Origin of the sequence: Acetobacter sacchari (genome assembly GCF_017377715.1) — a bacterium.
In the GTDB taxonomy this organism is placed as follows: domain Bacteria; phylum Pseudomonadota; class Alphaproteobacteria; order Acetobacterales; family Acetobacteraceae; genus Acetobacter; species Acetobacter sacchari.
The window spans coordinates 71919-86820 of the sequence record NZ_JAFVMF010000012.1; the positions used below are offsets into that span (position 1 = coordinate 71919).

14 protein-coding genes, 1 tRNA gene and 1 riboswitch are annotated in these 14902 nt (G+C 60.3%); of the genes, 10 read left to right on the forward strand and 5 right to left on the reverse strand.

The genetic code is table 11. From position 1 onward, the window contains the following. The first annotated feature begins 19 nt into the window (after window positions 1-19). The 4 genes from thiS to J2D73_RS12120 all read left to right on the forward strand — a co-directional run bounded on the left by thiS (window position 20) and on the right by J2D73_RS12120 (window position 2250). Window positions 20-217: a sulfur carrier protein ThiS gene (gene thiS / locus J2D73_RS12105; RefSeq protein WP_026397132.1), complete on the forward strand. Its 198-nt coding sequence runs from the start codon at window positions 20-22 to the stop codon at window positions 215-217. 4 nt (window positions 218-221) lie between these two features. Continuing rightward, complete coding sequence (locus tag J2D73_RS12110) at window positions 222-992, forward strand: thiazole synthase (protein ID WP_026397131.1); 771 nt, start codon at window positions 222-224, stop codon at window positions 990-992. Then, entirely contained in the window at window positions 992-1618 is a 627-nt protein-coding gene (locus tag J2D73_RS12115; protein WP_207881889.1) for a thiamine phosphate synthase, read from the forward strand. The genes J2D73_RS12110 and J2D73_RS12115 overlap by 1 nt, the downstream gene beginning before the upstream one ends. Before the next feature lie 77 nt (window positions 1619-1695). Continuing rightward, a complete protein-coding gene (locus tag J2D73_RS12120) occupies window positions 1696-2250 on the forward strand; it encodes a hypothetical protein (protein WP_207881811.1) in 555 nt (184 codons plus the stop codon). A gap of 127 nt (window positions 2251-2377) precedes the next feature. Here J2D73_RS12120 and J2D73_RS12125 read toward each other — a convergent pair whose 3' ends face one another. Then, on the reverse strand, window positions 2378-2908 hold the full coding sequence (locus J2D73_RS12125; RefSeq protein ID WP_408736840.1) for a hypothetical protein: 531 nt from the start codon (window positions 2906-2908) through the stop codon (window positions 2378-2380). 238 nt (window positions 2909-3146) lie between these two features. Between J2D73_RS12125 and J2D73_RS12130 the strand changes: the two genes are divergently transcribed. Together J2D73_RS12130 and J2D73_RS12135 are read left to right on the forward strand one after the other, a co-directional pair. After that, window positions 3147-3395 carry a DUF1653 domain-containing protein gene (locus J2D73_RS12130; RefSeq protein WP_243429897.1) on the forward strand — a complete coding sequence of 83 codons (249 nt, stop codon included), beginning with the start codon at window positions 3147-3149 and terminating at the stop codon, window positions 3393-3395. Window positions 3396-3491: 96 nt separating this feature from the next. Beyond that, the gene (locus tag J2D73_RS12135; protein WP_207881813.1) at window positions 3492-4058 is read left to right on the forward strand and encodes a cytochrome b/b6 domain-containing protein; all 567 of its coding nucleotides are present in this window, start codon (window positions 3492-3494) and stop codon (window positions 4056-4058) included. 65 nt (window positions 4059-4123) lie between these two features. Here the strand turns inward: J2D73_RS12135 and J2D73_RS12140 are convergent, their stop codons facing one another. After that, window positions 4124-4573: an alcohol dehydrogenase gene (locus tag J2D73_RS12140; protein ID WP_086644384.1), complete on the reverse strand. Its 450-nt coding sequence runs from the start codon at window positions 4571-4573 to the stop codon at window positions 4124-4126. A 139-nt stretch (window positions 4574-4712) separates the two neighbouring features. Beyond that, window positions 4713-4786 (reverse strand) — tRNA-Gly (locus tag J2D73_RS12145). Between the two features lie 563 nt (window positions 4787-5349). Then, a riboswitch (SAM riboswitch) is annotated at window positions 5350-5429 on the forward strand. 102 nt (window positions 5430-5531) lie between these two features. Between J2D73_RS12145 and metZ the strand changes: the two genes are divergently transcribed. From metZ to folE, 3 genes are all read left to right on the forward strand, one after another. After that, the gene (metZ, locus tag J2D73_RS12150; RefSeq protein WP_207881814.1) at window positions 5532-6764 is read left to right on the forward strand and encodes an O-succinylhomoserine sulfhydrylase; all 1233 of its coding nucleotides are present in this window, start codon (window positions 5532-5534) and stop codon (window positions 6762-6764) included. Window positions 6765-6933: 169 nt separating this feature from the next. Continuing rightward, entirely contained in the window at window positions 6934-7410 is a 477-nt protein-coding gene (gene apaG, locus J2D73_RS12155; protein WP_207881815.1) for a Co2+/Mg2+ efflux protein ApaG, read from the forward strand. Window positions 7411-7504: 94 nt separating this feature from the next. Beyond that, complete coding sequence (gene folE, locus J2D73_RS12160; protein ID WP_086644380.1) at window positions 7505-8128, forward strand: GTP cyclohydrolase I FolE; 624 nt, start codon at window positions 7505-7507, stop codon at window positions 8126-8128. 354 nt (window positions 8129-8482) lie between these two features. Here the strand turns inward: folE and J2D73_RS12165 are convergent, their stop codons facing one another. Next, window positions 8483-9721: a lipase family protein gene (locus tag J2D73_RS12165; protein WP_207881891.1), complete on the reverse strand. Its 1239-nt coding sequence runs from the start codon at window positions 9719-9721 to the stop codon at window positions 8483-8485. Between the two features lie 408 nt (window positions 9722-10129). On the opposite strand from J2D73_RS12165, the gene J2D73_RS12170 reads away from it, so the two are divergent. Beyond that, window positions 10130-12037 (forward strand): CocE/NonD family hydrolase, encoded by a 1908-nt coding sequence (locus J2D73_RS12170; protein ID WP_207881816.1) that lies wholly within the window; start codon window positions 10130-10132, stop codon window positions 12035-12037. 159 nt (window positions 12038-12196) lie between these two features. On the opposite strand, the gene J2D73_RS12175 is transcribed toward J2D73_RS12170, so the two are convergent. After that, window positions 12197-14566, reverse strand: coding sequence for a TonB-dependent receptor (locus tag J2D73_RS12175; RefSeq protein ID WP_243429899.1), 2370 nt, complete (start codon window positions 14564-14566; stop codon window positions 12197-12199). Window positions 14567-14902: the final 336 nt, after the last annotated feature.

A 14902-nucleotide genomic window follows, 5' to 3' on the forward strand; every position in this document is an offset into this window, starting at 1 on the left:
AGCGACACGGAGGTCAGGCATGAACATCGTGGTGAATGACGAGACGCGGGTGGTGAACGCCCGAACGCTCGCGGCGCTCGTCGACGAACTGGGCTACGGCGACGCGAGAATCGCCACGGCCGTCGATGGGGAGTTCATCCCCGGGTCCCGCCGCTGCGGACTGGACATCGTTGACGGTATGCGCGTCGAAATCGTCGCGCCGATGCAAGGCGGCTGATCTTATGTTATTTTATGGAACGGAGTTGGCGTCGCCCCTCATGCTGGGCACAGCCCAGTACCCGTCGCCGGAAATTCTCGCCGACTCCGTGCGCGCGGCCGACGCTGGCCTCGTCACCGTCTCCTTACGCCGGGAATCTGCCGGCGCGCGAGCTGGTCAGGCTTTCTGGTCCCTGATCCGAGATCTGGGAACGCCTGTCCTGCCCAACACGGCGGGATGCCATACGGTGAAGGAGGCGGTGACCACCGCGCATATGGCCCGGGAAGTGTTCGAAACCGACTGGGTGAAGCTGGAGGTGATCGGGGAGTCCGACACGCTTCAGCCGGACGTGTTCGGACTGGTCGAAGCAGCCCGCATCCTGTCGTCGGAAGGGTTCAAGGTCTTCCCCTACACGACCGAGGACCTCGTTGTGGCGGAACGACTGCTCGCCGCCGGGTGCGAGGTGTTGATGCCATGGGGCGCGCCAATCGGGTCCGGCAAAGGCCTGAACAACGTCTTCGGCCTTCGCGCCCTGCGCGCGCACTTCCCGGACGTCCCCCTCGTCGTCGACGCCGGAATCGGCTTGCCTTCCCATGCCACGCAGGCTCTGGAACTCGGCTACGACGCCGTGCTGATCAACACGGCCGTCGCAAAGGCTGGCGACCCTGTAGCCATGGCCCGGGCGTTTCGTCTGGCCGTCGAGGCTGGACGTCTTGCCCGGATCGCCGACCCGATGGAGGCCCGCGACATGGCCGCGCCTTCGACCCCGCTGCTTGGAAAGCCCGCCCTGTCATGATGACAAGAAGACTGCCGCAGGAAATTTACCCTGTCGTCGATCGCGCGCTCTGGATCGACCGCCTGGGCGGTGCCGGTGCGCGCTTCATCCAGCTTCGCGTCAAGGATATGAACGGCGACGCCCTGCGGGAGGAAATTGCGACCGCACTGGCTTCCGCGCGAAGGCTTGGCGTGACCCTCGTCGTCAACGATTTCTGGCGGATCGCGATCGAGACCGGCGCGGATTACGTGCATCTTGGGCAGGAAGATCTCGATACGGCGGACCTCGGCGCCTTGCGGGCGGCGGGCGTGCGGCTCGGCGTCAGCACGCATTCCCATGAAGAGTTAAGCCGAGCGCTGGCGCTGCGCCCCGATTATGTCGCCCTCGGGCCTGTATGGCCCACGCGCCTGAAGAAAATGGCGTTCGGGCCGCAGGGGGTCGAGCGCATAGGCGAATGGCGAAAGCTGGCTGGCGACGTTCCGTTGGTGGCGATCGGCGGGGTCACGCTGGCCAGAATGCCGGAATGCCTCGCCGCTGGAGCGGACTCCGTCGCGGCCGTATCGGACTTCGTTCTTGCCGATGACCCGGAAGGACAAGTGCAGGCGTGGCTACAGGCTGCGAAGGGAGCACAGTTTCCGAGCGCCTGAAGCGCGATATGACCCCGCTTAAATGTTCCTCAATAGGCATGACCGATCATGTCCATATCTGATCCGGGCTGAGAGTCGTGCCGCATTTTCTTCGTCGCATTTCGTACTTGAGACGCCTCGCGCTTCTCCCGCCAGTTCTATGTCTGGTCGCAGCCATGTGCAGGGTGGCGGCGGCCGACCCCCTAAATGCGAAAGACATCATGATCGTGGGGCAGGCTCTGCACTTCATTGAACCGCCACTGCAAGGAGCGATCCGCGTCGCAGTCGTCTACAATCAGGCCACGCCAGGATCGGAGCGAGAGGCCAATCAGGTCGTGGACCACTTCGACGGCGAACTCACGGTCGGCAGCCTTTCAATGCATCCGGTCGCCGTCAGCCTCGCGCAAATTGACCAGACCCCTTTCGACGCAGTCATCTCCGCTGACGGAGCCGGGACCGCTGCGCTGCGGCAAGCGCTCACGCAACGCCACGCCCCGTGTGTCACGGGACATCGGGAACAGGTCACGGGCGGGTTTTGCCAAATCTATCTCACGTCTCAACCCAACGTGGACATCCTGTTGAATCAGGCGGCAAGCGATGCGGCGAGTGTGCATTTTGCGACCGCATTCCGCATCATGATCCACACCCTGTAGACGACGCAGCTTAGGCTGCCGCCACACGCGGAACAAACTCCCAATTGGAGACCTTTCTGGTATACCCGCTCAACAGCCCGCATTGTCGGACAAGTAAGTCCCCCAATGATCGGCGAGCGAGGCGGTCTTAGTGCCCGCCGTCGTTCTTGACGCCATTTTCAGCCTGGAACCGCTTAATCTCGCCCCTCAGATTGCCTATCGGGGGGGCCGACACCGTGTCCTGATAACTGCCGCCACGCCAGACCCAGCGGTCATCCCCGTCCACAATAATGTCGTACATGCCGCCATGGCTCTGCGGCAGTATGCTGACGGCGCCGCTAATGGAATCGAGCACCTTGATCCAGTCGTCGCCCCGATGCAGGTAAACGTCCGTCGAGCATCCTGCCGACCCGCAGAGGGCTGCGGACTGAAGCTGCACAAAAAGCGCAATCTCACCCTTGCGCGTAGACAACGGGGCTGAGCCAATCAGAACCAGCGGCGGCTGATGATGCCGCAGTGAAGTTGCGATATCGTCCGCGCTGAGCAGCCGCGCCTGCTTGTCGAGTTCGGAGCCCGGCTGCTGGCTGAGAAGAACCGGCTTGCCTGATGCCGCCGGAGCATTTTTCGTGGAGCTTCGGCTGTGATGGTGCACCGCCGCTGCGGCCGTTCCGGCGACCATCGCTCCTCCAGCGGACGCCCAATACAGGACGGTCCCGCAAAGGATGAGCGCACGACGAATGCCAAACCTGCGTCCACCCTGAGCGTCAGCACGATGCGCGAGAGGAGACGATGTTGTGGAGGGGCGCGATGGGAGGTCTGACAACGTCTTGAATCTCCGGTGACGGCAATGTCTCGCGCCGCCACGGCGCGGCGCCAACGCTATAATAGCGGCGTTAACGTATAGGAGCGATTTGATTTTGCAGGAAGAACTCTTGGCGCCGCCAGGGCGGTACCGCCACTATAAGGGCGGCTTCTACACAGTGCTCGGCGTGGCGCGACACAGCGAAACCGAAGAGCCGCTTGTCGTCTATCGCAGCGAAGCGCAAGGCGGCCTATGGGTCCGGCCTCTCTCCATGTGGCTGGAAACGGTCAACGGTCAGCCCCGTTTTGCCTTGATGGACGGGATTGAGGTTGGCGGGACTGGCGCTGGAGCCGGCTCCCCGTGAACTCTTCAGGAAAAACGCCGACTATGCGGAAATTCGTTGCGTAACGCGTCGGCGCGCTGTCTGCTCCACCGTGCGCCGATTTGAGGAGAGACCAACGTGCCCTCGACTCTACAGACTTCAGACGCGCCGACACGCTATCCGTCGGCGCTGATCCTGCTTCACTGGCTGAGCGCCCCGTTGGTATTGGCCGTCATGGCGCTGGGCTGGGTGGCTGCTGCGACGCCGGACGATCAGACCGGCTTCATGACGCACCCGCAATTGATGTTCTGGCACAAATCGGTCGGCCTTCTGATACTGCTCCTGACCTTTGTGCGCATCGGCGTTCGCATCTCACAGCGCGAGCCGTTCGCCGGGGGCGGCGGCCGAATTCTGGAAATTGCCGCCACGATGTCGCACTGGCTGATTTATATCGCGCTGCTGATCATGCCATTGAGCGGCTATGTGATGGCGGCGAACGGTCGACCGATGTCGTTTTTCGGAATTGTGCCGCTTCCGTCCTTCGCTAAGGACGAGGCGCGTGGCGACATCGCGTGGAATATCCATTCGACGGCGCAATGGGTGCTTTATGCACTGCTCCTGCTGCATCTTGGCGCTGCGATCTGGCACGCAGCGATACGCAGGGACGGCGTTATCTTGAGAATATTGCCTCGTCAGAGCCCTTAGGCCCAAGCGAGACACGTCTCTGCCGCAGCACCTCAAAAAGGGTGCTGCGGCAGAGAAACCTGATCTCAGATCAGGGAACGCGAACGGGCGAGAACGACCGTGCACAGCTTACCCTGCGCCGGCTGATCCAGACCCGTAAGGGTGGACGCCTTGCCGCCGACCAGGAACTGTCCCGCCGTGCCGATGGCGTAGTCCATGTTGCCCGCGTGGTCGGTCGGCACCGCGTTGGTCTTGGCGTTCAGCGCGGTCTGCACGGCGTCGCCGTCCTCATGCGAAACCTGCTCGGTTTCAACGCAGTAGTTCAGAAGTCCCGCGACGTTGGCCGGAGAAATCTCGGCGACCTGAGCAGCCGTGGCGGCTGCGAGGTTCGTGCCGGTCGGGTTCTTGTCGCTTGTCGCAGTCTCACCGCCCTTTGAAGCAGGGGCGGGCTGGTCGGCGCGGGCCGCCGGGGAAACTGAGGCCAGTCCGGCGGCGACGGCGAGCGCCGCGAGAACATGCGTGGATAGACGGGTCATGAGAGGCTCCTGTTGTCTCGCGCGTAATGTGCTCAAATCATACGTGAGACACAACGTTGCGCCTGCGCATGACGTTAATACCGCAAATTGTCGAGCCGGTGGGGCGGTGGTCGCGAAAGCGGCCATATCAGCGTGTCGCTGGAGCGGGTGAAGGGAATCGAACCCTCGTATGCAGCTTGGGAAGCTGCCGTTCTACCATTGAACTACACCCGCGTTGGCCGATCTATAGCCACGCCCGCCGTGGATGACAATCGTTCTCGACGCGGAGGAACCTCCTTGCCGGAGACACGATTGCAACGCCTCCCGATCCATGGGAGGCTGGCACTTATCACGGGATGTTGATCGATACCCGTCTCAATTCGGCGACTCAGAAGATCAGGACTGGCGTTCTCGACGCGTTTCTATCTCCCGCCCCCCAACAGAATCATTTTTCCAGCCCGGCGCGCGCGTCTGCCCACGAGGCGCCCGCGACAGAGCTCCTCGCCGGACGCTTTTCGATCTGCCCAAAAAATAACCGCTACGTTCTCCCGCGAACGTTAACGCCTCCTTCTCCGTCCGTATGCGCAGCGCCGACAATGACACTCAATTCGGAATGGCGCGTCAGACAGCCTCCCGAGCCTCCGCGCCCAGATTTGCACGCTGGAGACCGACGAGTGGCATACGGCGCCCCCAAACGCGGCATGATATAGCCACGGCAGCTATGCTCACCCGGACACTCAATCTGGTTGACGGACCGAAGGCTGATCCGCGATAAGGCTCGTCCCTCCCGCCCATGGCGCAGAGGGCCTCGCGATTTGTTAGGCCGGCTTGCGGCGAGGCTAAAGAATCGCGCTAAAGAGGCGTTGGCGGGCAAGTGCGTCCGACAAGGTTTCCACGGTCGACGATCCGCGTGGGGGCGACAACGCGTCAGGTTCCCTCACCCGTCCCACGCGGAGGACAGGAAAGAACCGAGACCGCGATGAGCACACCAGACACAAAAGGCTCCCCGGACGTTTCGCAGGAATGGCGCGAGGCGACCCGCCTGCTGCACGCCAATGTCGAACGCTCTCCCTACGGAGAGACGAGCGAGGCGCTGTTCCTCACCTCCGGCTTTGCGTATGACAGCGCCGAACAGGCAGCAGCCACGTTCACCGGCGACGCCGTTCATTATCAATACTCCCGCTTCGGCAATCCCACTGTGGACGCTCTGCAGCGTCGCCTTGCCGACCTTGAGGGCGCGGACGCCTGTATCGCCACGTCGACCGGCATGGGAGCCGTATCTTCCGCCCTGCTGGCGCACGTTAAAGCTGGCGACCGCGTCGTCGCTTCGCGCGCCCTGTTCGGCTCCTGCCACTGGATCATCGCCAATCTCCTGCCGAAATACGGCGTCGAAACGGTGTTCGTCGATGGCGGCGATCTGGACGCATGGAGCGAAGCCCTGCGCCAGCCGACTGCGGCCGTGCTGCTCGAAAGCCCCTCGAACCCGATGCTCGACGTCCTCGATCTGCGCGCCATCGCCGAACGAGCGCACGCAGCTGGCGCCATCGTAATTGTCGACAACGCATTCGCATCGCCCGTCTATCAGAAGCCCCTGACTCTGGGCGCCGATGTGGTCGTCTATTCCTGCACCAAGCATATCGACGGACAGGGGCGCGTACTTGGGGGAGCCATCCTCGGTTCGAAACAATGGATCGAAGAGGTTGTGCAACCCTTCACCCGCAACACCGGCAATGCGCTGTCGCCGTTCAATGCGTGGGTGATGCTCAAGAGTCTGGAGACCCTCCGGCTGCGCGTCGACGCGATGACCCGCAACGCGGCGATCGTCGCGGACTGGCTCGCCAGCGCGCCGGGCGTGATCGGCGTGCGTTACCCGGGTCGTAAAGACCACCCGCAGCACGAGATCGCCACGCGGCAGATGACCGGCTTTGGTTCGCTGGTGGCGTTCGAGGTCGCCGGCGGAACGGCGGGCGCGTTCGCTTTCCTCAACGCCCTGCGCGTCGTGCTGATTTCCAACAACCTTGGCGACGCCCGCTCTCTGGCGACGCATCCTGCGACCACGACCCATATGAAAATCGGCACAGAGGAGCGCGCCCGTCTCGGCATCTCCGACGGCGCCATCCGGCTGTCGGTTGGGCTTGAAGATGCGGACGATCTCGTCGCCGATCTCCAACGGGGCGTTGCGGCGCTCGGACAGGCGGGCCATACCGCCTGAACGCGGAGCGCATCCCTTCGGCTACAGTGAGCGGAAGGGGATGGGAACGTTCTGCAAACAAAGGGTTGGAGCGTAGTCGTCGAACCTGGGTTCGATGGCCCCGTTTCAATCACAACCCCTATCGGGCTCGCGATAGCGTCCGAAAGTCGTCATCAGGGAGGAAGCAGACATGTCCGGTCGGCCGCCAATGCCCCCGAAGCCGTTTGCCGAGGCCGAAGCCGCGCTGAACGAGGCGATCGCGGCGCTCCCTGCGTACGAGGCGACGACGCAGGGCCTGCGTGTGCAGGTACGTGCTTTCTGGCTTGATGATCAGTCCCAGCCTGAAGACCACAATTTCTGCTGGGCATATCGCATACGAATAGAAAACCACGGCGCTACGTCGGTGCAGCTGCTCGAACGGTCTTGGGAGATCATCGACGGACGCGGCAACGTCGAGCACGTGCGCGGCGAAGGCGTGGTGGGCGAGCAACCCGTCATCGAATCCGGCTCGGGTTTCGAATATACGTCCGGTGCGTCGCTCGACACGCCAAGCGGCATCATGCGCGGCGCCTATCACATGGTTGAGGTCGCGACCGGGCGTGGTTTCGAAATTTCCATTCCCACCTTTAGTCTGGACAGCCCCTATCAGTCGGGCCTCATTCACTGAGCCTTCGCTCCTAACGTCCCCCAATTTTTCCCCTTCATGCAGACGCCGCAGCGCCTTCCGCTGTGAAGAGAATTTTCCGAAAGAAGTTGCGCCAATGGCCGATACGTCGTCCCCCGCCCCGAACACACGCCGCCCGACCCGCGAGGAAGCTGAACAGGCTGTCCGCGTTCTCCTCAGCTGGGCCGGAGAAGATCCGGAACGCGAGGGCCTTCTGGACACGCCTTCCCGGGTAGCCCGTGCGTACGAGGAGTTTTTTCAGGGTTACGCGGTCAATCCCGAAGACTTGCTGCAGCGCACGTTCTCGGAGGTCGAGGATTACGACGAGATCGTGCTGCTCCGCGATATCCGCTTCGAAAGCCATTGCGAACACCACATGGCGCCGATCATCGGCCGCGCGCACGTCGCCTATCTGCCGCGCCGCCGCGTGGTCGGAATTTCCAAGCTGGCGCGTCTGGTGGACGCCTACGCCCGTCGCTTTCAGATTCAAGAACGGCTGACGGCGCAGATCGCCAACACCATCGACTCTGTGCTGCAGCCCCACGGCACCGCCGTCATCATTGAAGCCGGACACCAATGCATGACGACGCGCGGCGTCCACCGCCCCGGCGTGTCGATGGTCACCAGCCGGATGCTCGGCGTGTTCCGAGAGAACTCGGACACGCGCAAGGAGTTGATGGCGATGCTCAACCGCCCGACCATTGGCGAACTGTCGGCCTGAAACCCGAATACTTGTCAGGAGGAACGCCCAGCATATCGGGAAAGCCGCTCCACTCGCGCTTGTCCGAGCAGATCGACGACAAAATATCGCCTTGCGTCTTCCACGCAGATCGAAAAACTACCTCAGATAGTGAGGCTCTGTCCGTCCAGTCCGACAGCAGACCGCCTCACCTACGGCTCTGCGTTCCGACCGAGAGCATTTCCATAGAACTCTGATTCTGTAGAAATGCTCCGTCTCATTGTCGCAACACGCCATACCCCCTGCACAAACGGGTTCATTTGGAGAGGGGCAGCCTTGACTGCTCAGGTTAAATCCGGGCTTGGCGGGGTTTAGTCGCCTCGCCCAGGAACAAGCCTATTTCGGCGTCGGCGCACACTCGGCGACCATCGGCCTGTCGTTCATCACCGCTTCGGTGAAAGCTGCAGAATCTTTCAGCGACGCCAACAAGGTCGGAGAATGCGCCAGCCCCTTGTAAAGATGCGCCTGCACTGTCGAGCCCGCTGCGCACGCATCATGAACGAGCGCGAGTTGCGACGCCGGGGAGACGTCCTTGTCTGCGGTTCCGGTTCCGATGAACACCGGCTGCGCCAGCTTGAGCGTCGGATACGCCATCGCGCGGAAAGTTGGCGCCAGAGCCTGCGCAAATCCCGGCGCGAAGGCCGTTGCGGGCGTCAGCCCCGCCGCGCCGACCTGCTTGAACAGAGGATCGATGCACATCTGCGACGCGGCCTGGAACGAAGGCATAGCCGCCGGGGTAAACGCCGTCTCCGGCTTGAAGCCGGGATCGAGCGCCGCCTGCGACGCGCCGAGCAACAAAGCGTAGACAACCGTTGGGTCACCCTCGTCCGACGGCGAAACTTTCCCGTGACCGCCCTTGGCCGCCTTGCTCTTGGCGTGTTGCGCCTTCGTGATGTTCGCCAGCATCGCCTGAACGATCTGGGGACTCATATACGGTATTCCGGTCGCGACCGTCCCCTTTACGCCGAGCGTGGGTGCATAGGTAGGCGCATAGGCCGCTGCGGCGAAAGCAGCCCCAGCCCCCTGCGACTGCCCGACGATCATGACCTTGTTGTTTAGGCCCTTGACACCCGAAAGGGCCGCCCGCACTGAATCGAGCACGCTGTAAGCTTCGGCGCGCGCGTTCAGATACGGATGCGGGCCGGGGGTTCCCAGCCCCTGGTAATCGGTCGCGACGATCGCGAATCCGCGCTGCAGCCATGCGGAAAGATAGGCCTGATTCCGAGGCGTGACCGGATTCTGCGAAGGCGCGCACGAGTCCGCGACGCCTACGGTGCCATGCGCCCATGCGACGATGGGCCACCCCCCTGCGGGCGGCGTCCCTGACGGAATGAACACTTCCCCAGTTACAGGGACGAGACCGGAGCCGGTCACGCCATCGGTGGAAAGATAAGTGATGCGCAACGACGTCCCTGCCTCGGACAGCGCATCCATAGCCGGAAGCGGTTCGGAAGACGTCAATTGACCAGCTACCTGCGGCGGAGCCTTGGGCGCTTCCGGCGACCCGGAGCAGGCGGCCAGCGCCAGCGCGACGGCAGTTGTCGCGACGTTGAGCAAACACGGCGGAGTTTTCATATGCGATGGGGGCGGACACGAGCGTGGCATCGTTTTTCCTTACGCGTCAGACGCGCCGTCTTGAGAGCGGCGTCGCCCGCCATAAAACAGATTCCGCACTCCCCCGTGAAGCGAAATGTCCGAAATCGGCGCTGCCGCAGTTTGACAATATTTTTGCAGCACATTTATCGTTTCGAGATCGAATGTAACCCGAGGGAACGTCGCGCACGCATAATCCCCCCCCCAACCGCCAGACCTGCCAGCTTCCGGCCATCGACACCCGGCCAGCCATCCGCGCGTCGCTGTGGCCCGCTCGGACAGGTCACCGCCGCTCTCCAACCATCGCGACGAAACTGCGGAGCCAGCCGTCAATGAGCGGGCGGTCAGCATATCGTCTTCACATTCTCCAGTCATTTCCGGATACAGTTCATGAAAATACGCGCAATATTAAAAATTCTTCTGGCGACGCAGACGCTTCCCCTTACCGCGCTCGCCGCGCCGATTACCGGCCTGTTTCCGGATATGCCAGAAACCTTCAAGGTTGATTCTTCAAGTTTCAATTACGTCCGGCGCGACGTCATGATTCCGATGCGCGACGGCGTGAAGCTGCACACGATCATTATCATTCCCAAGGGCGCGCACGACGCCGGTATGCTGATGACCCGCACTCCCTACAGCGCCGACAAGATGGCGGCGCGCACCTCGAGCGGCGACGAAGCGTCGAGCTTGCAGGGTTATGACAACATGCCCGACGTGATCCTCGACGGAGGCTATATCCGCGTACTGCAAGACGTGCGCGGAAAATACGAGTCCGAGGGGCGTTACGTCATGAACCGCCCGATGCGCGGCCCCCTGAACGCTACGTCGGTCGATCATTCGACCGATACCTGGGACACGATCGAATGGCTGATCCACAACGTTCCCGAAAGCAACGGCAAGGTCGGCGTGATTGGCGTGTCCTATGACGGCTATACCGCCCTGACTGCGCTTGTGCACCCTCATCCGGCGCTGAAGGTTTCTGTGCCGATGAACCCCATGGTGGATGGGTGGATGGGAGACGACTGGTTCCACAACGGTGCGTTCCGTGAAGAAATGCTTCCGTACGTCTATGAGCAGGACGGCACGCCAAAGAACACCGTAAAATGGTGGGCCAGCCAATACGACGGGTACGACCTCTATCTGAATGGCGTATCGGCTGGCGCCGTTGGCAAGTCACGCGGGATGGAGCAGATCGGCTTCTTCCGCGCCCTGCTCGCCCATCCTGCTTACGATTCCTTCTGGCAGGCTCAGGCGATGGACAAGATTCTCGCCAGCGAAGGCCTCAAGGTCCCTACCATGCTGGTGCACAGCCTCTGGGATCAGGAGGATATCTACGGCGCACTTGCAACTTATTACGCGCTCCATCGATCGCCCGCGTCGAGCGCCAACCTCTATCTGGTCATGGGACCGTGGAACCACGGAGGGGAGATCAAGGCGGCGAGCACGTTGGGCCCGGTGGCCCTGCGTTCCGACACAGGTTATTATTTTCGCAAGAACGTTCTCGAACCTTTCCTTGCCCACTACCTGAAAGACGCCACGACGCCCCTGCCCGCCCGCGTCACACGTTTCCGGACCGGGGACAACGTATGGGAGACAACGGACGCGTTGCCGCCAGCTGCCTGCGCCTCCGGTTGTGAAGCTTTGCATTTTCAGGCGAACCACGGACTGGGCTTCAGCACGCCGGGTTCGGACGCCAGTCCCGTGAACTACGTCGCCGATCCCGCGCACCCGGTTCCCTATATTCCGCGGCCGATCCGCCCCAAGGGCATGGAGGGATCGCCCTGGCCTTACTGGCTGGCGACCGACCAGCGCAACGTTACAGCGCGAACGGACGTCGCTACCTTCACTTCTCCGGTGTTGACGCAGCCTGTCACCCTTCGCGGCGAACCGCTCGTGCATCTGACAGCGTCCACGACGGGAACAGATGGTGATTTCGTGGTGAAGTTGATTGACGTCTATCCTGACGAGGTCGCGGACCAGCGGGAGATGGGCGGTTACCAGTTCATGGTGAGCGCGGACATCCTGCGTGGCCGGTATCGGAACGGCTTCGACAAGCCGGAGGCCGTCCCGGCAAATACCCCGCAATTGTACAAGTTTCCGTTGCCTATGACGAACCACACGTTCTTGCCTGGCCATCGGATTATGGTGCAGGTCCAGTCGAGCTGGTTTCCTCTCTACGACCGAAACCCGCAGACTTATGTCGACAATATCTTTTTGGCGCCGGCTGACTCATACAAACCGGCGACCGTTTCCATTGATGTGAAGGGAAGCTGGATCGAGGTCCCGCTGCAGAAGTAAGCCTTGGCAAGGAAGCGGGCGAGTCTCAGGCAGACGTGAACGCTTCCTTAAAAAACTCCTTCAGAACGCCCTGAATGAACAGAACAAATTTTCTTCAGCCAGAAACACGACGACGGCGCGCGGAATCAATATGCCGCGCGACTGCGTGCCACTAAATGTTCAGTAAACCATGCTCAGTTCGCCCAGGAACATTCGACCTGCGGACGGCGTAACGCGGTTAGAAAAGAGGCTCTGATAATTCAAGCGATTGGCGAGGTTGTAACCGTTCATTGAAATTTTCCAGTGCTCGTTGAAGCGGTGAGAAATGACGGCGCTGAAATCAAGATTAGCTGGCGCGCGCACTGTATTGGCAGCATTGAGCCAAACATGCTGACGCCAGGTCACGCCTCCACCGACCATGAAATTGTACGGCTTGTTGGAGAACGCGTTATAGGCGGTCCAGAGCGTCGCCTGATTATGGGGAACATACTGGACGTTCTTGCCTCGATTGGCGGCGGTGGCGGATGACGTCGTATCGCTGTCGTACAGCGCATACGTCGCCGTCACGTTCCAGCCCGGCAGGATGACGCCTCCGGCAGAAAGCTCGAGACCCTGGTTACGCTGCCTGTCAGAGGAACTTTCAATTTGCCCCGTCACAGGATCCGCGTTGAGAGCATTCCCTTTATCCAGACGGAACAATGAAGCCGTAAAGCCCATGCGATCATGGAACAGGCTGTACTTTGCGCCAACCTCGTAAAGCTGCGCTTTTTCCGGGCTGGCGAATGAATTCGTGCCCGGGCGGATCGGAACGGAGCCGTTGGTGACGTACATACCCATCGGCGTCGTCGAGCTTGCCCACGTAAAGTAATAGGTCTGATGGCTGTCCGGGGTGACGATCAGGCTTACGTTGGGATTGAATACGCCGCTGACGTCATGAAAATGCTTATCGGGGTATTTTGAGACATCTCCTCCGGTGACATTGTACGTAGTCTGCCAGCGGTCCCAACGAAAACCACCTTTGACTGAAAGCCAGTCGGTGAACCAGACTTGGTCGAACAGGAATAATCCGGTGTCAAAGCCATAGCCGTTGCTGTTGGCTTTTGCGCCGATTCCGCCCAGATTGACTAATCCACCGGGGTTGGAATCGCCCGATACGAGGTCAAGATTTCCTACGTAAGGATTAGGGTTGACCAGACTCGCATAGGGTTTGGCCTTCAGATATGTCGACTGTTCACGTCGGTCGCTGACACGCTCGAGATCAAAGCCCGCCACGAGTTGGTGTTTCAAAAACCCGGTTCTGAAATTCGCGACCATTGACGCGACGTTTTGAACGGACCAACTTTGTTGCTGGTAGGGAAGCGGCGCCATATACGTGCCCGCGCCGACCCCTTTACCAGCGCCGTTGGGGCCCGAGCGAGCGACAAGAGCGTTGGCCGCATTTCCATCAAAATAATTATCTACGCAAGTCGTGTCGCACGTAGCTTTTGACGCAGCAAAGGTGCGATAGTACTGACCGCCCCGAAGGTCATCATAAAACATAATATGGTCATTTAATTTATAGGTAAAGCGAGCCGTCTCCATATTGTCGTTTGTGGCGTTTTGATCACTGCTCGTTCCATAGAAATTCGTTCTGCGAATACCATATGCAGTGATCGGTTGGCCGTAGGCCGCTCCAGGCTTCGTGACCACTGGAACCCCGAAATCCGGAACCGAGTTTTCCGACTGATGCATATACTGCAGCACAAGCGTCGCACGTTTACCCAATCCAAAGGCAATGGACGGCGCCACGCCCCAACGGTGCGAATAAATATAATCGCGGCCAACGACGTTGTGTTCGTCGCCCATGCCTGAAAGCTGGAAAGCCGTGGAATCATTTATCTTCTGGTTGATATCCAATGTTCCCCGATAATAACTGCCCGACCCTCCGGAAAATTCTGCAGCGTAGCGGTTCGCCAGCGTGGGCGATTTCGTGATCATATTAATGGCGCCGCCAGTGGTGCCATTGCCGAACACCTCAGACGAAGGTCCTTTTATGACGGACACCGTTTCAAGGTTAAATGAGTCCCTTGAATATACACCAAAATCTCTCAATCCATCTTCATAGATATCGTTCTGGGCCTGAAAACCTCTGATAAGAAACTGATCGCCGTTCATTCCACCGGCGCCTTCGCCGATCGATGATGTCACGCCCGGCACATTGCGCAGCGCCTCATCCAAAGATTTCACGTTCTGCTGTCGCATCAGCTCCTGAGGCACCACGTCGATCGTTTGCGCCGTGTGAAGCACGTCCTGCGGCATTCTGGACAGGCCGAGATTCTGATGCATGGTGTTGAAACCATGCCCTTTAACGGTCAGGTTCTCCACATCCCCGCTTTCGAAATTGCGGTTGGAATTTGGCGCTTTCTGATTTTTCTTCTCGTGCAGCCTGTCGGCAGGGACGTCCCCTCGTCCGGAAGCGCCGATGGCATCCGAAGCATTCGCATGGCTCAGGGCAAACAGAGTGCCCGCGACAGACAGCGGCGCGACGCAACGTCGGATCAAATCACTCATCGGAAACTCGGCCCTCTCTCTTGAACTCGCACAAAACACCTACGAGACAATGTTTCTGAATGTGACTTACGTCACGGTACCGAAGATGTAAATGCGAATTGGTCGCATAAAATGACTCGAGAGTTGTTTGCTGCTATCAACCGTGCATTAGATTGCTTGCTCGATAAATCAAAACAAAACGAAAATACGACTACGTCTGACAGGATTAAGCCGAGAAAATTCAGCGAATCTCTTATAAATTCCTTTGAAATTATTATGAATAATAAAGAAATATATCGGATTTTACCCGCATATGGCGGAGACTGACGCACCATGGGGCTGCCGATAGCCGAGCAA

What these genes read in the sequence shown, in the direction of transcription:
- J2D73_RS12165 (WP_207881891.1), bottom strand. Translation starts at nt 9,721, where the DNA reads ATGAAAACTCCGCCGTGTTTGCTCAACGTCGCGACAACTGCCGTCGCG.
- folE (WP_086644380.1), top strand. Translation starts at nt 7,505, where the DNA reads ATGGCCGATACGTCGTCCCCCGCCCCGAACACACGCCGCCCGACCCGC.
- metZ (WP_207881814.1), top strand. Translation starts at nt 5,532, where the DNA reads ATGAGCACACCAGACACAAAAGGCTCCCCGGACGTTTCGCAGGAATGG.
- J2D73_RS12125 (WP_408736840.1), bottom strand. Translation starts at nt 2,908, where the DNA reads ATGGTCGCCGGAACGGCCGCAGCGGCGGTGCACCATCACAGCCGAAGC.
- apaG (WP_207881815.1), top strand. Translation starts at nt 6,934, where the DNA reads ATGTCCGGTCGGCCGCCAATGCCCCCGAAGCCGTTTGCCGAGGCCGAA.
- J2D73_RS12140 (WP_086644384.1), bottom strand. Translation starts at nt 4,573, where the DNA reads ATGACCCGTCTATCCACGCATGTTCTCGCGGCGCTCGCCGTCGCCGCC.
- J2D73_RS12170 (WP_207881816.1), top strand. Translation starts at nt 10,130, where the DNA reads ATGAAAATACGCGCAATATTAAAAATTCTTCTGGCGACGCAGACGCTT.
- thiS (WP_026397132.1), top strand. Translation starts at nt 20, where the DNA reads ATGAACATCGTGGTGAATGACGAGACGCGGGTGGTGAACGCCCGAACG.
- J2D73_RS12175 (WP_243429899.1), bottom strand. Translation starts at nt 14,566, where the DNA reads ATGAGTGATTTGATCCGACGTTGCGTCGCGCCGCTGTCTGTCGCGGGC.
- J2D73_RS12110 (WP_026397131.1), top strand. Translation starts at nt 222, where the DNA reads ATGTTATTTTATGGAACGGAGTTGGCGTCGCCCCTCATGCTGGGCACA.
- J2D73_RS12115 (WP_207881889.1), top strand. Translation starts at nt 992, where the DNA reads ATGACAAGAAGACTGCCGCAGGAAATTTACCCTGTCGTCGATCGCGCG.